The sequence below is a fragment of the Gardnerella phocaeensis genome, from assembly GCF_048545075.1.
In the GTDB taxonomy this organism is placed as follows: domain Bacteria; phylum Actinomycetota; class Actinomycetes; order Actinomycetales; family Bifidobacteriaceae; genus Bifidobacterium; species Bifidobacterium vaginale_J.
Genome location: NZ_JBKQXS010000001.1, coordinates 336258 through 358928 on the forward strand (window position 1 = coordinate 336258; position 22671 = coordinate 358928).

The window sequence follows — 22671 nt, forward strand, 5'->3', positions numbered from 1 at the left end:
TTCTATATTTCCTATATTCTTCCTTTCCTTCCCTTTCGTATAAGTGTCCAGCTATATTTGTGGATTATGCCTACGTATGATTTGGGATTAGAACGAGTTTCGCTAGAATTTGCTACAAAAACGATTTTTACAGATGTAACTCAAGGTGTTTTTGAAGGCGACAGAATCGGTATTGTTGGAAAAAATGGCGACGGAAAGTCAACGCTACTTCGACTACTTGCCGGTAAAATGCAGCCTGATTCTGGTCGCGTCACGAAGCGTGGTGGGCTTACTTTTGGAATGTTGGATCAGCGCGATCCATTGGACGATAACGCAACTGTGCGCGAGGCTGCTCTTGAAAATCGCGAAGATTACGAGTGGGCTGCAGATCAGCGTTCGCGCGAAATTGTAGAAGCGCTTCTTGGCGGCATAAATTTGGAAGCGAAAGTAGGCACGCTTTCTGGAGGTCAGCGCAGGCGCGCAGATTTAGCAAGATTATTGTTGCACGACTGGGATATTTTGGCTTTGGATGAGCCTACGAATCATTTGGATGTTGTGACGATTCATTGGCTTGCGGAGCATCTTCTTCACCGCTGGCAGGACGGTCAAGGTGCGCTTTTGATTGTGACGCACGACCGCTGGTTCTTGGACGAGGTTTGCACTTCGATGTGGGAAGTGCACGACGGCGTAATAGATCCGTTTGAAGGCGGTTACAGCGCGTACATGCTTCAGCGAGTGGAGCGCGAACGCCAAGCGGATGTGCGCGAAGAGCGTCGCAGAAATTTGGCGAGAAAAGAGTTAGCTTGGCTTTCCAGGGGTGCTCGTGCGCGTTCCACTAAGCAAAAGTTCCACGTAAAACAAGCGCGTGAGCTTATTGCAGATGTGCCGCCGCTAAGAGACACTCTTGAATTGAAGAAAATGGCAACTTCGCGTCTTGGTAAGCAAGTTGTTGATTTAATTGACGTTACGCAAATTTTCGACAACGCTCAGCAGCTAAAAAATATCGATCCGGATATTGCAGAAAACGCATCTTCGTCTGAATCGAATGCAGAAAAATCAAATAAAGTCGATATCGTAGAATCTGCTTTTGCGCAACCAACTCACGTAGGAAGCGTTACTATTGCCGTTGACGAAAATCAAGAAAATGCTGCGGAAAATACTGCGCCAAAAAATTCTGCGGAAAATACTTCGGAAAATACTGCTACGAGCGCGCAAAACATTGCAGAGACTTCAGCTGCATCTCGCAAAACTATTACTGGACGCATGATTTTAGACGATGCAACTTGGCTTATAGGACCAGGCGATCGTTTTGGAATTGTGGGCGCGAATGGAGCAGGAAAGTCGACATTATTAAGCATTATTGACGGATCTTTAAAGCCTACGCTTGGACACGTAAATATTGGCAAGACTGTAAAATTTGCCGTGCTTTCGCAGCGGTTAGAAGAGCTTGAAAAGCTTGGAAAATATAAAGTAAAAGAAGTTTTGAGTCGCTATAAGCCTAGCTATATTATCGATGGCAAAGAAGTGACTCCAGGTCAGCTTATGGAAAGGCTTGGCTTTAAGCCTGAGCAGCTTATGACACCAATTGCGGATCTTTCGGGCGGTCAAAAGCGACGTATGCAGCTGCTGCTGATTTTGCTAAACGAGCCAAACGTGCTGATTATGGATGAGCCTGGAAACGATCTCGACACTGACATGCTTGCAGTTATGGAAGATTTGCTCGATACTTGGCCTGGCACTTTGATTGTTGTTTCGCACGATCGCTACTTGCTTGAACGCGTAACAGACCAGCAATTTGCGCTTATTGACGGCAAAATTCGTCACCTTCCAGGCGGTGTAGATGAGTATTTGCAAATTGTAGAAAAGTTGCAGCGCGATCACGAAAATAGCATTAGTGCTAAGAATAGTAGTGGCGCTGCTAGTAACACTAGTACTGCTAGTAACACTAGTACTGCTGGAACTTCAAGTACTGCTGGCGCTTCAAACACTGCAAATTCTGTAACTAAAGAAACCAAAGAAAGTGCAGAAAGTGCGCCGAAACTAACCGGCAAAGCCTATCACGATGCTGCAAGGCGAGTTTCTGCAATCGAGCGAAAACTTGCAAAGCTTGAAGAAGAAAAGTCGCAAATTGAAGCGCAAATGGCTGCGCACAACCCAAGTGACTTTGTGGGACTTCAATCTCTTAACGAAGAACTTCAAAAAAACGAGCAAGAAACTAGTGCTCTTGAGGATGAGTGGATGGAGCTTTCTGAGCAGCTTTAGCGCAAAATTGCTACGCGCTAAGAAGATAAAATAGAAGATAACAGCCACGTGCTAAATTTGTGAGGTATGACTCAAATCAAGGATATGTTGGAATCTGTAAAACCAATTCGCGTTGATGGTCGTGATGTTGACGAGCTGAGGCCTGTGCGCATAACACGTAAATTTACTGATGTTCCTGAAGGCTCTGTGCTTATTGAGTGTGGCAATACGCGCGTAATGTGCACCGCAACTTTTACGGTTGGTGTGCCTCGTTGGCGTAGAGATTCCGGTTTGGGTTGGGTAACTGCCGAATATTCTATGCTTCCTAGAGCAACAGCCGAGCGAACTGATCGCGAATCTGTGCGTGGAAAAATTGGTGGTCGCACTCACGAAATTAGTCGTCTTATTGGTCGCTGCTTGCGCGGTGTAGTCGATATGAAAGCGATGGGTGAGTGCCAGATTCAGATTGATTGCGACGTGTTGCAAGCGGATGGTGGAACTCGTACTGCTTCCGTAACTGGAGCTTATGTAGCTTTGGTTGATGCGCTTAATTGGGCAGAAAAGAATGGTCATATTCGCTCTGCTGCAAGTGTTATTAAGGATTCTATTTCCGCTGTTTCTGTAGGCGTTATTAACGGCACGCCTATGCTTGATTTGCCTTATGTTGAAGACAGTCAAGCTATGACAGATATGAACGTAGCTATGACAGGTTCCGGCACTTTCATTGAAATTCAAGGTACTGCAGAACATCGTCCATTTAATCGCGACGAATTAAATACTTTACTTGATTTGGCAACTAAAGGTAATCGCGAATTGCAAGCTGCTCAAAAAGCCGCTTTAGCAAAATAGAAGAGATTGAAGGAGAACGGGCGTGAAGCTTATTGTGGCAACACATAATGAGGGAAAACTCGTTGAAATCAAGCAAATTTTAGAGGAGCAATTGTCGAAGCTCGCAAACAGTTTCGAGCTAGTAACTGCAGGTTCTCTTGGCTTGCCTGATCCTGTGGAAACTGGTGTGACTTTTGAACAGAATGCTTTGCTCAAAGCGCGTGATGTTGCTGCAAGAACAGGTTATCCTGCTATTGCAGACGATTCTGGTCTTATTGTCGACGTGCTTGGTGCTGCCCCTGGTATTCTTTCTGCCAGGTGGAGTGGTGTGCATGGGGACGATAAAGCTAATAATGAGCTTCTTTTGCGTCAACTTTCTGATATCCCAGATCAATGTCGTACTGCTCGTTTTCGTTGTGCTGCAGCTCTTGCTATTCCGGATGGTTGCAGTGAGGTTCCTGAAGGCAGTGTTATGTCGCATTCTCACGGCTTCGAGACTGTTCGAGTCGGAGAAATGGTTGGTCACTTGTTGCGTGAGGCGCGCGGAACTAACGGTTTTGGCTATGATCCGCTATTTGTGCCAGATATTCAGCCTATTCGCGATGGTGTGCAAATGAAAGGTTTGACTAGCGCGGAGCTGACTCAAGAAGAAAAGAATGCTATTTCGCACAGAGGTAATGCTTTGCGCGCGCTTTTGCCGGAGTTGAAAGCATTATTTATTACTGAGTAAGCGAAAAATTTCGTGCGCGAGATGGGACTTGAACCCACACGTCGTAAGACACAGGAACCTAAATCCTGCGCGTCTACCATTTCGCCACTCGCGCATAGACTCATATAAATAATCGAGCGAATAAAAACAAATCAAAAGTATTAATACACTCGAGTGAGTCAGAGAGCCGCTTGACAGAATCGAACTGTCGACCTTCTCATTACGAGGGAGACGCTCTACCGACTGAGCTAAAGCGGCATTGTTGCCCGAGACGCATTCGCGACTCGCGCACAAGAAAAGTATTTTATCGTATTTTTTTAAATTTGTCCACTTTGGCGCGCCGTACAATAATATGTATTAAATAAATGTGGATATTAGTGTGGTAGAGATTTGAGATTTTTTGCACTGAGCGCGGCGAACGTCAGAGCCGCAGGCTGCTGATTCGCCAAGCGAAGAAGAAAAATCGAAAAATCTCTGCGATAGACACGGTTATTAACGATTAATACGCAGAGTTTGGGGGATTTCTCTACGAGCAATAAAAGAGGACTGAGGAAGCAACATTCTTTTAAGAACAAAGCAGACAGAAAAACCTCTAACAGCCAGAGCGACGAAGGACGGGAGCTTGCGAGGAGAGAAATCCCCCGAAACTCGCGCCACTCCAAACAAGCTGTAATAAAACTACAAATTTTTTATTCGTAAATTATCAGTGTGATTGTGTTCATTTTTGTGTTAAGCTTCGCGTGTTTCTGTCTGCTTTTGTGAGTATCTTGTGAATTGGACTATAGTGACGATTGCTGTCACGTAAGTTGAAGAAATGAAAGGACCTTACAATGGCCATCAATCCGCCAGTTGACGCCGTAAAAACCCCAGAGTGGGCTGCATTGCAGAAGCATTACGACGAGTTGCAATCAGAAGGCGTTTGCCTGAAGAAGTGGTTTGCCGAGGATGCAAATCGCGTGGATAAGTTGAGCTTCGAAGCTGGAGATCTCCACTTCGATCTTTCTAAGAATTTAATTAAGCCTGAAACTCTTAAGCTTTTCGCCGACCTTGCAAAGGCTGTAAAGCTTGACGAGCGCACTAAGGCAATGTACACCGGCGTGCACATTAACAATACCGAAGATCGTGCAGTTTTGCACACTGCTTTGCGTCGTCCTGCAGAGGATGCTGGCAAGTTCATTGTTGACGGTCAAGATACCGTTGCAGACGTGCGTGAAGTATTGGATCGCATTTACGATTTCGCTAACGAAGTTCGTTCCGGCGCTTGGAAGGGCGTTACTGGAAAGAACATCAAGACTGTTGTAAACATTGGTATCGGTGGTTCCGACTTGGGTCCAGTCATGGTTTACGAAGCCTTGAAGCCATACGCTGACGCTGGCATTAGTGCTCGCTACGTTTCTAACATTGATCCAAACGACATGGCAGAAAAGACCAAGGATTTGGATCCAGAAACTACGCTTTTCATCATTGTTTCTAAGACCTTCACCACTTTGGAGACTTTGACTAACGCTCGTACCGCTCGCACCTGGTTGCTTAATAAGCTTCAGGAGTCCGGTGCTATTGACGGAAGCGACGCAAAGAAAGCTGAAGCTGTTGCTAAGCACTTCGTGGCTGTTTCCACCAACCTTGAGAAGGTTGAAGAGTTCGGCATCAACCCAACCAACGCTTTTGGCTTCTGGAACTGGGTTGGCGGTCGTTACTCTGTGGATTCCGCTGTTGGCACTTCTTTGGCTGTTGTCCTCGGCCCAGAGCGCTTCGAAGAGTTCTTGAAGGGCTTCCACGCAATCGACACTTACTTCGCTGAGACTCCATTTGAGAAGAATGTTGTGGTTCTTCTCGGTATGCTCAACGTTTGGTACCGCAACTTCTACAAGGTTGCTTCTCACGCTGTGCTTCCATACGATCAGTACTTGCACCGCTTCCCAGCTTATTTGCAGCAGCTCACCATGGAATCTAACGGTAAGTCTGTGCGCTGGGACGGCACTCCTGTAACAAGCGAAACCGGCGAAATCTTCTGGGGTGAGCCAGGCACCAACGGCCAGCACGCTTTCTACCAGTTGATTCACCAGGGCACTCAGCTTATTCCAGCTGATTTCATTGCTTTCGTGAATACGCCAAATCCTACTAAGGATGGCGATCAGGACGTGCACGAGCTCTTCTTGGGCAATTACCTTGCACAGACTAAGGCTCTTGCTTTCGGCAAGACTGCTGACGAAGTTCGCGCTGAAGGCACTCCAGAAGAGATTGTTCCAGCTCGCGTGTTCAAGGGCAACCGTCCAACCACGTCCATTTTCGGCGATGCTTTGACTCCATTTAGCTTGGGCGAGCTTATTGCTCTCTACGAGCACATCACCTTCGTTGAAGGCACTGTTTGGGGCTTGGATTCCTACGATCAGTGGGGTGTGGAGCTTGGCAAGCAGCTTGCAAAGCAGATTACTCCTGCAATCTCTAAGGATGATGAAGCTTTGGCAGCTCAGGATGCTTCTACGCAGAGCTTGATTCGCTTCTATCGCGCTCATCGCAAGTAAGATAGTAGTCATATAGGCAATCGTTTTTAGCGATTGCTAGTTTAAAGCCTCTTGGCGTTAATTCGTCAAGAGGCTTTTTGTTTAGCATCTGCCACTGAGTTTTATAAGTGTTAGGCTGTGTCGAGCGTGCGCGACGGTCTGCTTGAGCGCTGCATTGCGCGCGCGAAAGCAACTCGGAGCGCCGAGCTTGCTCAGGGTTGAAAGCACAGTGTGCTTTCAACGCAAGCGAGGTCTGCCTTCGTCTCGATTGACGAAGGCAGGGCAGAGTTGTGTGGCTGTGCTTTATAAACTAGGTTGTGGCTGGCGTGCGCTGACGGCCTGCTTGAGTGCTAATCCTCACGGCATAGCCGTTCGGCTGATTTGGCATGTAAAGTCCACTGGACTTTACATTTGAGCCAAATCACGCTTTGAAGGAGCTTGAAATGCGTTATGCAATTTCAAGCTCAGTCAAAGCGCGCACGAAAGCAACTCGGAGCGCCGAGCTTGCTCAGGGTTGAAAGCACAGTGTGCTTTCAACGCAAGCGAGGTCTGCCTTCGTCTCGATTGACGAAGGCAGGGCAGAGTTGTGTGGTATTGCATTGGGAATTCGGTCGCGCTTACGCAAATGTAGTTTCGGCGTGTCGAACAAGAGTGGCTATATTGCAACGTTTTTTGAGTGGGTTGGGGGAGTATTCAGGAGTTTCCTGAGAGTTTTCTGAGAAAAATCTTTAAAAACCTTGAAATTGACATTTTTACGAAAAATAACGCATAATACTGTATTTTTTACTCTTAAAAATAGTTTAAGTGAAATATTTCCGCAAAAACATCGATGTTTTTTGTTAGTGAGCTGCGTGTCGGCTCTTGACTTTTGCGAACGGGGGGGGGTATGTTAATAACAGCTTCCAGCCAGATGTTCTGCGCTGGTAGTTGTCACAAAAACTTAAATTGTGAATATTTAGATTTTTCTTCGCACACATGGTGCGAAGGAGAAGAAGAAAGGAAAATATTATGTTGAATAAGAAGGCTATCGCCGCATTCGCTGCTGGCGCCACCCTCCTCTCCGGTTTCGCTTTTGCTGCTCCAGCAATGGCTGAGGTTACTGTTCCAGATACATGCCCAGCTGAAAAGCCTCTTAAGAGTGATAATGCTGCTGTTACTGCTCAGGCTAAGAAGGATTGGGAAGCTGCTAAGAAGCTTGTTCCAGCTCAGCCAGTTAAGCCAGTAGCAGGTGAGAATGTTGATTCCAGCATGTATGTTGCTGATGGTGCCGAAGGCAAGCTTAAGATGAAGGATGGTGTGCAGGTTACCGCTGATAATGCAGCAAAGTATGTAGCTACTAAGGCTTTCGTAGAAGCTACTAATAAGTATGTAACTGACTTGGCTGAGTACAATACAAAGAATGCTGCAGCAGAGCGTTTGCATAATTTGTATCTTCGCGCTTTGGAATTTGAGAATACCTGCTCTACGCCAGATCCTGATAAGAAGCAGGAAGCTATTGATAATGTTCGCGATGCCGCTAAGAACTTGCAGAACGCTGATAATGCTTTCGCTAAGGCTAAGAAGGCTTTCTACGATGCTAAGGCTGCATTCCTTAAGGCTCAGGCTGAGTTGAAGGCTCGTGAGGCTGCTTGGGAGGCTGCTAAGGCTGCTTATGATGCATTCGAAACTTCTGGCGTGAATGATTCTGCTAAGGAACAGCGTTTAGTTGATGCTGTAAATCGTGCTGCTGCTCATCTTGTTCGCGTAACTGCAGCTTATAATGATGCTGAGGCTAAGTACAAGGACACTAAGAAAGCTGCTCTTGAGGCTAAGGATGTTTACAACAAGGCTTTGCAGGATTACAAGACTGCGTATAATTATGCAGTGTCTGTTGGCGTGAACCCAGCTTTGTTGCCACCAGTTAAGACTGCTGATCCTTTGGATTTGAGCTTCAACCCTGTTCCAGGTGCTAAGGAGCTTTATGCTGAGGCTGTGAGCGGTAAGTTCGGTCCTGCTGTTCAGGCTGCTGCTCAGAAGGGTAAGGATTCCAAGGCTTCTGCTCAGCAGAACAAGAAGAACAATGCCGCTGACGCAAACGGTGCATCTGCCTCTGCTGCTGCCAAGCTTCCTCAGAGTGGTGCTGCTGTAGCTATGGCTGCTGTTGCTGCTTCTGTGCTTGCTGGCATGGGTGCTGCTCTTCGCAAGATCCGTCACTAAGCTAAAGCGCTAAATGTGCATGGTGAGCGTATTTCAAATATGAATGCGCTCACCACAATAATCTTGCACTCAACAATGGCATAGAGTGTAGGGCTCTTTGCTCTGGCGGATTTAAGTTTGCTTGTTTTGCTCGCTATGCTGTTTTGCTAAAATTCCTTTTTTCACAGCATTTGCTAGTTCTTGTTTGCTTTTTCTGCTGTTGAGTGTGTTTGGCTTTCGGTTTTGTTTGAGCTACTAGGGGCTCATTCAAAGCCGAAAGCTTTTTTATTGCCTAAAATCCTACTTTTAAATCATAAAGCTGCGCCTTTTGCAGCATTACAATGTGCTTTGCGGCATCGCAATGTGTTTTGATGCATTGACACAAGTGCAGCAATAATTTATAATAAGCACGGTCGGTAGGTAAGGCTACCACGGGGATAAGGGTTGCTGCCGCAACACAGTGGAGACACTGCACGCTGGTTAACAGTCGTTGTCGAATTCAAGGCTTCGACTAATGCAACGCCACCGCCCTGCGAAGCTGAAGCTTGAACGACGTGGCACTCTTAACATGCATTTGTGTGTTTTGATGCGCCTCTGTTATCTTGTAAACCTCCGATTCAATGATGAAGATTTGCGCCGGCAGCGCACTAGCTTAAGGAGGTGATTTGCCGTGAAACATGACAGTAAAAGCCATAATTCTAGTACTCGTACTGATGAAGGCTCCGACACTATTGGCAGTAGTAGTTCGGATGTTCCTCCTGAATATATGAAGCCGGCAATCACCGAATTTAGGTTGCAAAACTTGCGAAATATATAGCTTACGAATACAACTTGCGAAATATAATTTACGAAATACAATTTGCGAAGTTAAAACGTGAGTTCTAGTTATTTGCGCCTGTAACGTAATCAATGGTGATACGGCTACGCAAGAATTTACACAAAAAAAGTTACGCAGGTATTTACGAAAGATTTTACGAAAGAATTTACGAAAATCTAAATATTCGAGGACTTTATTATGACCGTATTTACAACTTCGCGCAAAGAAAGCGCAGGCGCGCAAGTCGACGAGAACACTCGTTTCTGGTCGGATATTATTGTGTGCGTTGGCATTATTGCCGTTTTTGGCGTAACTGCCTTCCTTATTCAGCGCATAAATCAGCCGATTGGTCCAAGTGGCATACCATCTAAGGTTTCCACGGACTTAATCAATCTGCCTTACTACACTTTGCGCTCAGTATTTCGCATGCTGATCGCATTAGTTGCATCTCTTATTTTTACTATTGTTTATGGCTCTCTTGCAGCTCGCAGTCGTAGGCTTAGCAAGGTGCTTATTCCGCTTCTAGATATTTTGCAATCAGTTCCAATTCTTGGCTTCCTTTCGGCAACTGTCACTATTTGGTTGGTGATTTTCCCTGGATCGATGCTTGGTGTTGAAGCTGCTTCGATTTTTGCTATTTTTACGAGTCAAGCATGGAATATGACTTTTTCGTTCCACCGTTCGCTGCTAAGCGAGCCAAAGGAACTGGATGAGGCAGTTCGTAGTTTGCAACTTACGCATTGGCAACGTTTCTGGGTGTTAGACATGCCTAACGCAATGATTCCGCTGCTTTGGAATTGCATGATGTCTGTTGGAGGCGGATGGTTCTTCCTTACAGCTTCGGAAATGATTTCCGTAAATAATCACACTTACGCTCTTCCTGGCATCGGTAGTTTTGTGGCACAAGCTGCTGCCGAAAATAAGCTTGGTCTTATTTGGTGGGCTATTTTGTCGATGGTGATTGTCGTTTTGGCACTTGACTTCTTCTTGTGGAAGCCACTTACAGCTTGGGCTGAGCGTTTCCGCATTACGCAGAGTGCATCTGATAATGAGCGTCACAGTGCTATTTTGACTCTTATTCGTCACTCTCATGCAGATGAAGTTATTAGTAAACTGTTTTTGCCAATTCGCGAGTGGCTTGAAAAAATAACGCGTCCATTCGGTCGCACAGGCTCTAAGTGGCCTCATAAGGCTGCTCAGCATAAGCTTGGTGATTGGGTATTTAACGTTATTATGATAATTATTGTGGCTGCTGGCGCTGCTCATATGCTTTACTTTGTGTATACAACTGCAGGTTTGCATGAGTTTATTACTGCAGGCATGCTTGGTGGCATCACTTTTATGCGCGTTGCTGCGTTGATTTTAATAAGCTCGCTTATTTGGGTTCCTGTTGGTGTTGTAATCGGCATGAATCCTAAGATTTCGCGTATTATGCAGCCTATAGTGCAAATTCTTGCTAGCTTCCCAGCAAACTTCATATTCCCGTTTGCTATGGCTTGGTTTATGGCTTGGCATATTGATCTTGGTTGGGGAAGTATTATTTTGATGGCTCTTGGTACACAATGGTACATTCTGTTCAATGTTATTGCAGGTGCTAGTGCTATTCCTGATGATTTGCGTGAAATGACGCGCAGCTTCCGCTTGGATCGTACTTTGCGATGGAAGACGCTTATTTTGCCGTCTATTTTCGGTTCATGGTGCACTGGCGGTATTACAGCTGCAGGCGGTGCATGGAATGCTTCGATTGTGTCTGAGATTGTGGAATATGGAAAGAACCACATGGAAACTCAGGGTTTGGGCGCATATATTACTAATGCAACCACTTTAGGAGATTCTGCGCGCACTTTAGTTGGCGTAACTGTTATGAGCTTGATTGTTGTTTTAAGCAACCGATTATTCTGGTCGCCAATGCAACGTATTTCCGAAAAACGTTACGTATTGAATTAAATCGACTAACAAATCGACTAATAAAATTTACTAATAAATCGCTTAAAATAACAAAATTTTATGAAAAAGATTGGCAAAATTATGAATACTTTAAAGAGCAACGCAAAAAAAGTGCAATCCTCAATTACAAGCGATATTAGCGACGCAAAGCACATCAGTCAGAGCTTCACTTCTGACAGTGGCACTACTCAGCACGTTTTGCACGATATTTCTTTCACACTTCGCGAAGGTGAAATCGTTGCAATATTGGGACGTTCTGGTGCTGGAAAATCGACTTTCCTACGCACAATGGCTGGTCTTGTGCAGCCAACAGAAGGTACAGTAACGTATCGCGGACGCGAGCTGACAGGCCCAAACCCAGGGGTTGCAATCGTATTTCAAACCTTCGCTCTTATGCCGTGGCTTACAGTACAAGACAATGTGGAACTTGGTTTGCGCGCTAGAGGCGTTAGTAAAGAAAAGCGTACTGAGCTAGCTTTAGCTGCAATTGACGCAATCGGTTTGGACGGCTTTGAAACAGCGTATCCTAAGGAACTTTCCGGCGGTATGCGTCAGCGAGTTGGTATTGCGCGAGCTTTGGTGCTGAGACCGGATGCATTGTTTATGGACGAGCCATTCTCTGCTCTCGACGTGCTTACTGCAGAAAACTTGCGTCAGGAAGTTCTTAAGCTTTGGTCTAGCGAAGAGCGAGATATTAAGTCTGTGCTTATTGTGACGCACAATATTGAAGAAGCTGTGCAAATGGCTGATCGCGTTGTGGTTCTTGGATCTCATCCAGGTCACTTAATTGCTGATGTAAATGTTGATTTGCCTCGTCCTCGAGATAAGCACAGTGCTGAATTTGAAGCGATGGTCGATAATCTGTATGCTATTTTGACTGGTTCTGCTCCAGAAAGTGCTGCAGAGCAAGACACTTCCGAAGATGCTGATTCTCAAGATCAAGCAAATAATGCCACTAATGAAGATGCTGAAGATAACGAAGCTGCGGCAATTGCAGATATGCTTATTCAGCGTCACCATGACGATGAAGATGAAGATAAGCAAAGTGAGGATGAAGCTGAAGCAGGTGAAGCAAAGGCAGAGCCTGTGGCTGTTCGTTTGCTTCCAAACGCTACGCCAGGCGGTATGGCTGGTTTGCTTGACGTGATTTCTGAAAGCCCAGATGGCATTGATTTGGCTGATTTGGCAGCTGATTTGTCGTTTGAGATTGATGATTTGTTCCCACTTGTCGATGCTGGTACGATGCTTAATTTGCTCACTGCAGAAAACGGTCATATTACTATCACATCTGAGGGTGAAGAGTGGCATAATGCCGATATTTTGCACAGTAAGCAAGTTTTTGCTCGTCTTGCGATTGAACATGCGCCTCTTGTGCATGCAATTGATCAAGCTTTGAGTAGGAATCGTAACGGAAAGCTTCGTGGCGAGCTGATTTTGGATTTGTTGCGCAGTAAGCACACGGATGCTTTGGCGCGTCAGCAGTTTGATATTGCAATTAGCTGGGGTCGTTACGGCGAGTTGTTTGATTATGACGCTGATGATGACGAGTTGACTCGTACAGTTGAAACTGCTCCTCTCGATGGAGTTGTGCGCTGAAATAGTGCTAAATAGTGCGGAATTATGCTCAATAATGTCCATTATTGAGCATAAATTTGGTACTTGTATGCTTTCGATAAAGGGATGCCGCATAGTTCTTTTATCTTTTAGGTCTAGTCGCTTCTTATTTAAGATTGCGCGGATCGGAAGCCCCCTAAAAAGCGAACTTTTTGGGGAAAGATTTGCGTAGCACATTTGCTGCTAACGCTTACTATGCGTCGATATGCGGCGGCGATGGAGGAATATTATGGTAAATGCTGTAGAAGCATTTGATGCTAAGCATCTTAAGGCTGCTGAGGAAATCCCAGCTTTCCGTCCTGGCGATACCGTTGACGTCAACGTGAAGATTCAGGAAGGTAATAACTCTCGTATTCAGACCTTTACCGGCGTTGTTATCGCTCGTAAGGGTGCTGGCGTGCGTGAAACTTTCGTAGTTCGTAAGGTGAGCTTCGGAACTGGTGTTGAGCGTCGCTTCCCACTCCATTCTCCAGCTATCGATTCGATTAAGCTGGTTCGTAGCGGTCGCGTTCGTCGCGCTAAGCTTTACTACTTGCGCGCTTTGCGTGGTAAGGCTGCTCGTATTGCTGAGCGTCGCGATAACTCTGCTAAGTAAAATAGAACTTATGTGAAGGGTATTTGTTATGACTGATGACACGCAAATTAGCGATACTCATATCGTTTCAGTAGCGGGTCATGGTATAGATCCTTCACCGGTTCCACCAGAGCCGGAAGGAGATTTACCTTCCGGCTCTCGCATGTTTAAGCGCAAAAATAGAAAAGGTAAGCATTTTGCACATTCTAAGCGTGCTAAAAATGACCGCCTAACTTTGCGCGATGCTATAACATGGTTCGGTATTCCAGTATTAGTAGTGATACTTATTCGTGTATTCCTATTTGGAGCTTACACAATTCCTTCTGGCTCTATGCTAGATACTATTCATATTGGCGATTATGTTATTACGACTAAGCTAACTCCGCGCTTATTCCCATTAAAACGTGGAGATATTGTTGTTTTTGAGGATCCTGCACATTGGTTGAGTGGTGAAAATTCTTCCGGTGCTGTTGGCAAGGATTTAATTAAGCGTCTTATCGGTTTGCCTGGAGATACTGTTGAATGTAAAGGCGCTGGGCAGCCTATTGTTGTGAACGGTGTTCCAATACGAGAATCTTCCTATATTCGTCCTGGTGTTGACCCGAGTGCTTTTCCGTTTAAAGTAAAAGTCAAAGCCGGTCACGTGTTTGTTTTGGGCGATAATCGTTCTAATTCTGCAGATTCACGATACCATCGCAATGATGGCGATGATGGCTTAGTTCCGATTTCCAAAATCGAGGGCGTTGCTGTGTTTAGATCGTGGCCGCTTGATCGAATTGGTCTTTTAGACGAACACCATGATGATTTTAAAGATGTGCCTGATCGTCCTGCAAAATAAAAGTATTAGCGCAATTGTTATCAACGCAATTAGTATTAACGAAATTGTGTTAGCACGACTTGTATCTACTGATTTTAATTATGCCAAATAAATCATCCAATATACCGCTTATTCCATCGTTTAAATATGAGAAAGATCTGCTTTGCGAAGGCTATGATTGGGTTATTGGTCTTGACGAAGTAGGAAGAGGCTCTCTTGCAGGTCCTGTGATGGTAGGAGCTGCAGTTATTGGAATTAAACAAGTAAAAGAAAACTATATGCCTGAAGGCTTAGCTGATTCTAAATTGCTTAGTGAAAAGCGTCGAGAAGAGCTTTATGAACCGTTGCAAAAATGGTGTACAACTTGGGCAGTAGGGTCTTGCACTAATACAGAAATTGATGAGTGGGGTATTAGCTATGCGCTTGGTGTTGCTGCATTAAAAGCAATTTCTAAAGTTGAGGAAGATATTAAAAAGCTAAGTTTTAGCGTAAATGCGAATACGTGTGCGAAGTTGGGTGCGGATTCGGGTGCGAAGTTAGGTGCAAAGTTGGGTGCAAATTCAAACTTTCGTATCGCAGCAATATTGGATGGACCTTGCGATTATATTGACAAAGTCGCAAATACTTTTGACGCTCCTTACGTTCCTGAGCCTGTAAAAGTTCATACTTTAGTAAAAGCAGACAGGGAGTGCGCGAGCGTAGCTGCAGCTGCAGTTTTGGCAAAAGTTACTAGGGATAATCTTATGGTATCTCTTGCTAAAAATCCGCAATATGCAGCCTATGATTGGGCAAGTAATAAGGGTTACGGTTCTTTAGCTCATCGCAATGCCATTAAAAAAGTAGGTCCTAGCGATTTGCATAGACTGTCTTGGCATTTATAAGCGAGGGGTATATATGGCGAAAAATGAAGCAAAACGCGTGTCAATGATCGATGTTGCGCACGCTGCTGGTGTAAGTCATCAAACTGTTTCTCGCGTTATTAATAATTCTCCTGATGTTTCTGCTAGCACGCGAATTAAAGTTCTGCGAGTTATTGAGCAGCTTAGGTATTATCCGAGTAACTCAGCACGCGCATTAGCAACTAAGAAATCGCGTACTTTAGGGCTTATCGTTGGTGCAGAAAATAGAACATCTCGAAACATTATTGCTCCTATAGAAGCGCAAGCAAAATCTCGCGGTCTTTTTCTTTCTGTTAGCATGGTCAACGAAACATTATGTGAACAAAGTGATATTCAAGATTTATGCGAGAGTTTTGAAGAGCAAAATGTCGACGGATTAATAATTGATGCTCCAACAGACGCAATATTTACGTCATTGTGTCGTACGCGTATTCTTAAGCCATGCGTATGCGTTACTGCTACTCATGGTGCAATAAGCGCGCATGAAGGCATGAATATGTTGCGTTCTCATAGCAACGTTGAGTATTCAATGATTGGTATTAATCAATCTCGCGCAATGAACGATATTGTGTCACTTATTGCGCATTATGGACATCGAAATGCCATTTATATAGCAGGTCCTTCGCAATGGAGAGGCGCTGCAACGCGACTCATTGCATGGCGTTCACTTTCAACTGCTCAAGGTATTCATTCGCATATTGTGCAATGTACTTCGTGGAAGTCTTCTGAAAGCTATGCGCGAATGAATCATATGATTGAGAAATTTGGCATAGATGGTATTGCGTTGCCGACTGTTATTGTTGCTTCAAGCGATGAGCAGGCAGTAGGAGTTGTGCGTTCCTTGTATGAGCACGGTTTGAAAATTCCAAATGATATTAGTGTTGTTGGCTTCGGCGATATTCCGGCAATAAGTGATTTTTTCCCACCTCTTACAACTGTAAGTCTAGATATGCAGCAATTAGGGTCGTTGGCAGTGCGTGAAGCTTTGAGATTGATGAATCATGGGCCTGAGCCAGCATTCCCAGATATGTCTCATGGAGTTGGGCAAATACCTGCTAGCTTAAAATTGCGTTCTTCTATTGGTGCCGTATTGAGATAATTTTGCGATGTTGCAAAATGGCTTAAAATCAGCATAATTACGCGGATGCCGGCGTGTTGATGGTGTGTGTGAAGCGTAATCTTAACATCAGTTGGGAGTGTGTGGGTTTTGAATGAATATGGAATAAAGAAAAGGATCGGGAGATGATAAATCGCTGCTTTGCGTTCGTGCCAGGAATTAAGCATCTAGTTGTTTTAAGGTCGGCGTGTCTTGCGATTTCTTATCTTGTAAACATAGCTTTTATCTACGTTTGCGTTGGTATGTTGTCTCCAGTATTAAGACCTGTTCGTTCTACCGGAACTTCTTTAATGAGTTCTGTTGAATTTACGTCTTACATTATTGCTTTAGCTGCGATTATTTTGCTGAAATACGCAGTTTTTTACTGGTCGTGTACTGTTTGTGCAGAAATTGAGTCGCGAATAGCTATGCGTTTGCGTCCTAAAATGTTGCACGCAATGTTATCTCTACGCTCTGTGGATGTTGAAGATTCTAATTACGTTACTTCTTTGCGCGTAAATGAAGATATTTTTGCAATACAAAGTTTTGTTGCTTCTTTAGTTCCACAAATTATTGCAGCTATTCCTGTTCCTGTAGTCGTTTCTGCAGCACTATTTACAGTTAACCCTGCTATAGCTGGTATTTGCGCATTAGCTGCATTGTTTAATGTTGCTTCTCTTATATTCTCGTTGGCTCTAAGCCCAGTATCGTGGCGTTGCGTAAGTGCATTATTTGCATATGTTGTTGCTGGATTTGCAATTGTTGCAACTGTTTGGTTATCTTCTGTTAAAGGTGTAGGTCTTGCTGCAGCTCTGTTAACAATGCCTTTGTTAATGTTAAGCGTCCAACCATTGAGAATTGTTGGTAAGAATATGCATGTAGTTAAACATGCTGTTAATGGTTTGGATCATGTTGAGGCATTGCTGAAAATGGTTACTGATTCTCCTGCTCCAATAGCATTTAGCGACGATGGTTCAACATTATCTTTGCCTGATGGTTCCACAAATGTCGCTTTGCGTATGCGATGCAATATTTCGGAAAATAATGCGAATACTAATGAAGCTCAGCGTTTATCGATAATTGCAAAATCTGGTGAATTGCAAGTTATTCCAAGCAAATATCATCATGTTATGCGTGAGAAAATACTTTCTGGCACAGGTTTTAACAAATCTGCTGACATATTGCTTTCTTATAGCGACCGTTATGATATTCATGAAGATGACGTTTCTCCATTTGTAGTTTCTGAAGTATTTGACGCAAACGATAGTGCATCTTACTTGTCGTTGAATGATGCAAGTTCTGCAGCTTTAGCAGATATTGTTACTATAGTTAGCGAGCGAAGTCATCTATTTTCCACAACATTGCGAGAAAACTTACTTTTGGCTGCTCCAACAGCTACGACTACTGCAATGTGGGATGCATTGCGAGCTGTGCGAATAGATGGTGTTGTTTATGCAGATTACGACGGTCTAGATATGCCGATAGATAGGCTTCTTAATAATCCTGAAGCATCCTATAATCCTGAAGATTTAAAGCGTCGCATTATTCTTGCTAGAGCAATTTTAAGACATACTAGAGTATACGTTTTTGATTATTCTCAATGCGATATTAGCAATAATGAAGCTGAAGAAATTGTTAAAATATTGCGTCGTATAGCGCGTTATGCGAATGTAATAGTTTTAATGCCAAATGATGCTGGCATTAGCTCAAATGACGAAATAGCAACTGTAGAATCGTATCGTCATGTTGCTAATGATAGTTCTAAAAATATTACGCAACTAAATGAATTAAACGAATCGCAGAACTCGCAAAACTCGCAAAACTCGCAAAACGTTGAGCAAACTCAGCAAGATCAGCAAACTCAGCAAGATTCTAATAAAAACAAGCATATTTCTTCTATTGCAAGTATTGCTTACACTTATGAAGTGCGAACAATCTCAAAGTTCAAACGTGCTATTTTTGCTTTTATATCAATGTTTAGTACTGCTCTAAATCTTGTTTCTGCAGTATGTATTCCTGTTGCTATTGTTTCGGCAATGTTTGCTGTTGCAGGACGTCCAATATTTGGTTTTGTAATGCAACAGTGCGTGCTTGTTGCTGTTGCTTGTATGGCAGTTCGTGCATTAACTCTTGTTACAACATTTGCAGGTATAGATATGCATCACGAACGTTGGCATAAAGCGCATATCAGTATGAATGTTGGAATGATATTTGCTGTTGTGCCTCTTATGGTTGTTTTGTACTATTTCGATGCGAATTTGTCTTATGTAGCTATTGCTTCGTGCGTGTTTATTATGTTTATTGTTCCTCGATACTTGCTTATACGCTCTAAGCATATTGCAAATAAAGTGCGCATTGAACAACATGAAGTTGAGAATGAAGTAAGTGATATTGAGCTTGGTATCGATGAAGTACTTGCATTTAGGCAAGGTGAGCATTGCGTTAATCGAATGGTTTCTTCAATGCATAAAGTTTCTCAACAAAGAATGCGTTTGGCTCGTAAAAGTGGAGGCATGTCGGCACTTGTTCTTGCTATATCGTTAATTAGCATTTCTGTAGCAGCACTAGTTGTTTCTCACACTATTCATCCAGTGCCAGCTAATATTCCAGCATGGAGCACGGTTTATGCTGTTATGGCAATGGTTTTGCTTGTAATTATGATTCAGCAAGTTGTAGATGTTGTTTTACAAAGAATACCGTCTGTTATGAGAGTTAAAAGCAGTAACTAACGTTGATTTAAAATATTGAATATGCATAAGTTGGGTTGGGGGACTGAACATGCGTAATCGTTTTAATAAGAGGCAGTTTCTTGCGCTGTTTTGGATGCTGCTGTTTGCTGTTTTATGCGGGATTGTTATTGGCCTGTTGCTTCCTAAAATAAACAGTAGCGTTGGGAAAATTACAGGAGAATATGAAGCAAGCGGAGAAGCTGCGCAAGCATTGAAAAAATTGCGTATATCTAAGCCTTATCGTTACGGGTACGAGCGTCAAGTATTCGGATATCGTACTACTGACGATGACGGTAACGGATGTGACGTTAGGGAAGACGTTTTAGCGCGTGATTTACAAAATGTGAAATACAAGTATGCAAGATCCTGCCAAGTGCGTTCTGGCTTGCTGCATGATCCGTATACTGGCAAAGATATTAACTTCGTGCGTGGGCGAAAAACCAGTGCATTAGTTCAAATAGATCATGTTGTTGCATTACAAAATGCGTGGGAATCTGGAGCGTGGAAATGGAATCGTGCAAAACGATTAAAATTTGGCAACGATATGATGAACCTACTCGCGGTTGAGGGAGCTGCTAATCAAGAAAAAGGTTCCGCGTCCGCAGCTTACTGGCTTCCTTCAAACAAAACCTTCAGGTGCGAATATGTTGCTAGGCAAATAGCTGTTAAATATAAATATGGTTTAACTGTAACTCGCGAAGAAAAGCAAAGTATGCAAAGCGTATTGCATAATTGTTCTGCACAAAAATTACCAAAGTAAGAATTTCGCTCAATTTAGTATTAGTAAAGCACTTGGTAAGCGTTTAGTAAAGCGACTTAGTAAGCTTTAGAAGCGTTTAATAAGTGTTTAGTAATGATTATGAGTGTGATCGTGCATTACGTCGTGATGCTCTGCTGAATGAGGAATATGCAACACGCGCATGCGATCGATAGCTCTACGCGCAAGATTGTGAGCAGAACCCGTGCCTTCGCCCTTGACTCCAAAAATAACGATAAGAGCCATAATTCCTGTAATAATAGCACTAATGCGCAAAGTCCATTGAACTCCGAAAATACTAGCAGCAACATCGGCAGCGTGACCTGTGCCAGAATGGTGAAGAGTTGTCAATACTGTCATTGTAACTACTAAAACAGGTGCTCCAATAGCGCCCCAAAGCTGACGCATAGTATTAGTTACAGCCGAACCGTCGCCAAGCTCTTCCTTACTCAAACAATTAAGCGACCACGTAGTTATTGGCATAAGCAAGAATCCCATGCCAATTTGGCGAGTAAACTGCCAAATGGAAATCCACCAAATCCACGTATCCATATCAATAAGACTCATCATTACAGTGCCAAAAAACAGAATAATAGAGCCTGCCATAGCAACTGGGCGCACTCCAAAGCGATCTAACATACGACCGCCAAAATATTGCGAAATCGCCATGCCGAACGCTCCAGGAAGCAGAATTAAGCCGCTCATAGTTGCTGAAAAACCACGATCCGACTGAATGTAAAGCGGAATAAGCACCATAATTGAGCTGAAAGCAAAAAATGTAAGGCATGCGCAAATAGTGCCCACCATAAAGTAGCGGTTTTTAAGCACATTAAGACCAAGAAGAGGAGTGTGACCGCGCTTTTGCGCTCGCAACTGCCTTATAACAAACCAAGCAATTCCAAAAGCGCCAATAATCATAGGAGCCCAAGATAATGGGTGGGAAATTCCGCATCCTTCAATATTAGTGAATCCAAACATGAGCCCGCCGAAGCCGATAACCGAAAGGCCAACCGAGAAGAAGTCAGCGTGCGCGTTTGGATCGTGTTCTCCAAAATTATGCAAGAAAAATACTGCCAAAACGACTGATATGGCTCCGATAATAGTAAGAGAGCAGAAAATAGAACGCCATCCGTTAATATCAGTTTGCAAACCGCCAATAGTAGGACCGATTGCTGGAGCAATACTCATAGCCATGCCAACGCTTCCCATTGCCATACCTCTGCGAGTAACAGGGTAGACGGAGAATACGGTAATTTGTAAAACAGGCCACATTACGCCAGTGCCAATAGCTTCAAGAGTTCTGCCAACAAGTGCCATCATAAAGTCGCTACTAAGCCATGCAAGTACGGAGCCAAAAGTAAAAAGCGACATGGAAGTGATAACAATTTGGCGAGTAGAAAAGCGTCTTGTTAAAAATGCTGTAAGTGGAACCATAATTGCCATAATCAGCTGGAAAATAGAAGTAAGCCACTGACCAGTTGTGACGCTTATGCCAAATTCTTGAACTATTGTTGGCAATGCTGCAGTAAGTTGTAATTGTGCGAAATTGCCAATAAATGTAATAAACGTAAGAATAGCAAGAGAAATTAAAGCAGGACGTGTAAGACGATTGTTATTGTATGCTTCTTCGCCTGTTAGCGCATGGCTGAGATTTTGGCTTTTATTAGACAGCCATGTTGAGTGCATCAAAATAAAACATCCTTTTTATTCTTAAACGTAGTTTTAAGCGTATTTTAAGCGTAGTTTTAAGCATAGGTGGCAAAAGTCAATCGACTTAAGTCTATTCTCTTATCTATTACAACGAAAAATTGTAAAACTTAATTTGCGCAAAACAATGATATCTAGACTGATTCTAATCAGTAGCTGCGGTAGGAAAGCCAATGATTGTAAGCGCCTTGAATGGAGCCATAACGACCATTGCAATAATTCCAGAACCAGCGGAGCTGAGTTTGATAGTTAGTAGCCCAATCGGCTCCGGCAGAAACCATCTTTGCGCCTGGCAAAGCTTGAGGCAAACCGTAAGCTCCAGAAGGATTCATTGCGTTTACGCGCCAGCCGGATTCATGAGAAATAATAAATACCGTTGCAGTAAAATCAGCTTCACTATAACCGTTAGAAATAAGCCAATCGTGAGCCCATTGTTGCATCTCGCCAGCAGGAACAGTTGTGCCGATAGAAGCAGCTAAGCCAAGTCCTGCAGAAGAGCCACCAGTTCCAACAAGAATAACCTTATCTTTTGGAGCTTTTTTAACATAAGAAGCAAAAATATTAGAGGAAACTATTTTTCCTTTAGCTCGAGTAACTATTTTTGCTGTTTCCATTACGCCGTTAGCGCCTTCACTTTGCACCTTCTCAGTACCTTTTGGAAGTGCAGCAGTTTCCTTTTTAACGACGTTAAACGCGATTGGGTCGTCGGAATTTTCTAATTTTGCGCCTGCGCGATTAATAGTAATAACAGTTGATTCGTTAACTTTAGTTGTAAGAGATGGAGTAACAACATCGTGTGGCTCAAGAGTGATATCTCCTGCATCAAGAACGGATTTTACGTCAGTGAAATTATTGCCCAAAATAGTACGATGGTGACCATTTATAACAACGTTAACATATGAAGTTGCACCATCATGCAACATGCGACGGCTAGCACTACGAGAAACTTGCGAAGAATCGGTTGCCGAATAAGAAGTAACCTGAACAGCGTGACCTTTAGACGAAGCGTAAAAATCTCGCGAGGCAAAACCAAGTATCACCAAAGCAATGAAGCCTAAAATAACCGCGCTAACTTTAGCCCACTGTCGTAAACTGAGTGAACCAAGCGTAACAGTATGCTTACGGTGACTGGCCATAACCCTCCTTATTTCTGCAATTACTCTTCTTGTGTTTGCAAACGTTTTGTACTTGCGAACACTTCGTACTTGCTAACGCTAGCAACGTAAACTAATAAAATATTAGAAACACGCGTTAAAACATATGCGCAAACGTATATGC

16 protein-coding genes, 2 tRNA genes and 1 riboswitch are annotated in these 22671 nt (G+C 43.7%); of the genes, 14 read left to right on the plus strand and 4 right to left on the minus strand.

Going from position 1 to position 22671, the window contains the following annotated elements; all coding sequences use genetic code 11:
• Positions 1 to 66: 66 nt before the first annotated feature.
• From ACJV2T_RS01500 to ACJV2T_RS01510, 3 genes are all read left to right on the plus strand, one after another.
• On the plus strand, positions 67 to 2241 hold the full coding sequence (locus tag ACJV2T_RS01500; protein ID WP_419398933.1) for an ABC-F family ATP-binding cassette domain-containing protein: 2175 nt from the start codon (positions 67 to 69) through the stop codon (positions 2239 to 2241).
• 66 nt (positions 2242 to 2307) lie between these two features.
• Positions 2308 to 3069: a ribonuclease PH gene (gene rph / locus ACJV2T_RS01505; protein WP_116971322.1), complete on the plus strand. Its 762-nt coding sequence runs from the start codon at positions 2308 to 2310 to the stop codon at positions 3067 to 3069.
• Between the two features lie 22 nt (positions 3070 to 3091).
• Positions 3092 to 3778: a non-canonical purine NTP pyrophosphatase gene (locus ACJV2T_RS01510; RefSeq protein ID WP_415687957.1), complete on the plus strand. Its 687-nt coding sequence runs from the start codon at positions 3092 to 3094 to the stop codon at positions 3776 to 3778.
• A gap of 13 nt (positions 3779 to 3791) precedes the next feature.
• On the opposite strand, the gene ACJV2T_RS01515 is transcribed toward ACJV2T_RS01510, so the two are convergent.
• Positions 3792 to 3872, minus strand: a tRNA-Leu gene (locus ACJV2T_RS01515).
• A 70-nt stretch (positions 3873 to 3942) separates the two neighbouring features.
• Positions 3943 to 4015: transfer RNA gene (locus tag ACJV2T_RS01520), tRNA-Thr, on the minus strand.
• Between the two features lie 572 nt (positions 4016 to 4587).
• Between ACJV2T_RS01520 and pgi the strand changes: the two genes are divergently transcribed.
• The 11 genes from pgi (at position 4588) to ACJV2T_RS01575 (ending at position 19689) form a co-directional block, all read left to right on the plus strand.
• Complete coding sequence (pgi, locus tag ACJV2T_RS01525; protein ID WP_419398934.1) at positions 4588 to 6282, plus strand: glucose-6-phosphate isomerase; 1695 nt, start codon at positions 4588 to 4590, stop codon at positions 6280 to 6282.
• Between the two features lie 987 nt (positions 6283 to 7269).
• Positions 7270 to 8457 carry a hypothetical protein gene (locus ACJV2T_RS01530; RefSeq protein ID WP_419398935.1) on the plus strand — a complete coding sequence of 396 codons (1188 nt, stop codon included), beginning with the start codon at positions 7270 to 7272 and terminating at the stop codon, positions 8455 to 8457.
• 384 nt (positions 8458 to 8841) lie between these two features.
• Positions 8842 to 9002, plus strand: a riboswitch (M-box (ykoK) riboswitch).
• 104 nt (positions 9003 to 9106) lie between these two features.
• A complete protein-coding gene (locus ACJV2T_RS01535; RefSeq protein WP_004574037.1) occupies positions 9107 to 9253 on the plus strand; it encodes a hypothetical protein in 147 nt (48 codons plus the stop codon).
• A 198-nt stretch (positions 9254 to 9451) separates the two neighbouring features.
• The gene (locus ACJV2T_RS01540; protein ID WP_415683335.1) at positions 9452 to 11200 is read left to right on the plus strand and encodes an ABC transporter permease; all 1749 of its coding nucleotides are present in this window, start codon (positions 9452 to 9454) and stop codon (positions 11198 to 11200) included.
• Between the two features lie 81 nt (positions 11201 to 11281).
• Positions 11282 to 12796, plus strand: a complete 1515-nt coding sequence (locus ACJV2T_RS01545) for an ABC transporter ATP-binding protein (protein WP_419398936.1) — start codon at positions 11282 to 11284, stop codon at positions 12794 to 12796.
• A gap of 247 nt (positions 12797 to 13043) precedes the next feature.
• Entirely contained in the window at positions 13044 to 13409 is a 366-nt protein-coding gene (gene rplS / locus ACJV2T_RS01550; protein WP_415687960.1) for a 50S ribosomal protein L19, read from the plus strand.
• 28 nt (positions 13410 to 13437) lie between these two features.
• A complete protein-coding gene (lepB, locus tag ACJV2T_RS01555; protein WP_415687961.1) occupies positions 13438 to 14226 on the plus strand; it encodes a signal peptidase I in 789 nt (262 codons plus the stop codon).
• 80 nt (positions 14227 to 14306) lie between these two features.
• Positions 14307 to 15086: a ribonuclease HII gene (locus ACJV2T_RS01560; RefSeq protein ID WP_419398937.1), complete on the plus strand. Its 780-nt coding sequence runs from the start codon at positions 14307 to 14309 to the stop codon at positions 15084 to 15086.
• 13 nt (positions 15087 to 15099) lie between these two features.
• Positions 15100 to 16203, plus strand: coding sequence for a LacI family DNA-binding transcriptional regulator (locus tag ACJV2T_RS01565; RefSeq protein WP_419398938.1), 1104 nt, complete (start codon positions 15100 to 15102; stop codon positions 16201 to 16203).
• Between the two features lie 143 nt (positions 16204 to 16346).
• Positions 16347 to 18929, plus strand: a complete 2583-nt coding sequence (locus ACJV2T_RS01570; protein ID WP_419398939.1) for an ABC transporter — start codon at positions 16347 to 16349, stop codon at positions 18927 to 18929.
• A gap of 49 nt (positions 18930 to 18978) precedes the next feature.
• Positions 18979 to 19689, plus strand: coding sequence for an HNH endonuclease family protein (locus ACJV2T_RS01575; protein WP_419398940.1), 711 nt, complete (start codon positions 18979 to 18981; stop codon positions 19687 to 19689).
• A gap of 87 nt (positions 19690 to 19776) precedes the next feature.
• On the opposite strand, the gene ACJV2T_RS01580 is transcribed toward ACJV2T_RS01575, so the two are convergent.
• On the minus strand, positions 19777 to 21372 hold the full coding sequence (locus ACJV2T_RS01580) for an MDR family MFS transporter (RefSeq protein ID WP_419398941.1): 1596 nt from the start codon (positions 21370 to 21372) through the stop codon (positions 19777 to 19779).
• A gap of 170 nt (positions 21373 to 21542) precedes the next feature.
• Positions 21543 to 22529 (minus strand): aggregation-promoting factor C-terminal-like domain-containing protein, encoded by a 987-nt coding sequence (locus tag ACJV2T_RS01585; RefSeq protein WP_419398942.1) that lies wholly within the window; start codon positions 22527 to 22529, stop codon positions 21543 to 21545.
• Positions 22530 to 22671 lie beyond the last annotated feature (142 nt).

What these genes read in the sequence shown, in the direction of transcription:
- ACJV2T_RS01500 (WP_419398933.1), top strand. Translation starts at nt 67, where the DNA reads ATGCCTACGTATGATTTGGGATTAGAACGAGTTTCGCTAGAATTTGCT.
- rph (WP_116971322.1), top strand. Translation starts at nt 2,308, where the DNA reads ATGACTCAAATCAAGGATATGTTGGAATCTGTAAAACCAATTCGCGTT.
- pgi (WP_419398934.1), top strand. Translation starts at nt 4,588, where the DNA reads ATGGCCATCAATCCGCCAGTTGACGCCGTAAAAACCCCAGAGTGGGCT.
- ACJV2T_RS01530 (WP_419398935.1), top strand. Translation starts at nt 7,270, where the DNA reads ATGTTGAATAAGAAGGCTATCGCCGCATTCGCTGCTGGCGCCACCCTC.
- ACJV2T_RS01540 (WP_415683335.1), top strand. Translation starts at nt 9,452, where the DNA reads ATGACCGTATTTACAACTTCGCGCAAAGAAAGCGCAGGCGCGCAAGTC.
- ACJV2T_RS01545 (WP_419398936.1), top strand. Translation starts at nt 11,282, where the DNA reads ATGAATACTTTAAAGAGCAACGCAAAAAAAGTGCAATCCTCAATTACA.
- rplS (WP_415687960.1), top strand. Translation starts at nt 13,044, where the DNA reads ATGGTAAATGCTGTAGAAGCATTTGATGCTAAGCATCTTAAGGCTGCT.
- lepB (WP_415687961.1), top strand. Translation starts at nt 13,438, where the DNA reads ATGACTGATGACACGCAAATTAGCGATACTCATATCGTTTCAGTAGCG.
- ACJV2T_RS01560 (WP_419398937.1), top strand. Translation starts at nt 14,307, where the DNA reads ATGCCAAATAAATCATCCAATATACCGCTTATTCCATCGTTTAAATAT.
- ACJV2T_RS01565 (WP_419398938.1), top strand. Translation starts at nt 15,100, where the DNA reads ATGGCGAAAAATGAAGCAAAACGCGTGTCAATGATCGATGTTGCGCAC.
- ACJV2T_RS01570 (WP_419398939.1), top strand. Translation starts at nt 16,347, where the DNA reads ATGATAAATCGCTGCTTTGCGTTCGTGCCAGGAATTAAGCATCTAGTT.
- ACJV2T_RS01575 (WP_419398940.1), top strand. Translation starts at nt 18,979, where the DNA reads ATGCGTAATCGTTTTAATAAGAGGCAGTTTCTTGCGCTGTTTTGGATG.
- ACJV2T_RS01580 (WP_419398941.1), bottom strand. Translation starts at nt 21,372, where the DNA reads ATGCACTCAACATGGCTGTCTAATAAAAGCCAAAATCTCAGCCATGCG.
- ACJV2T_RS01585 (WP_419398942.1), bottom strand. Translation starts at nt 22,529, where the DNA reads ATGGCCAGTCACCGTAAGCATACTGTTACGCTTGGTTCACTCAGTTTA.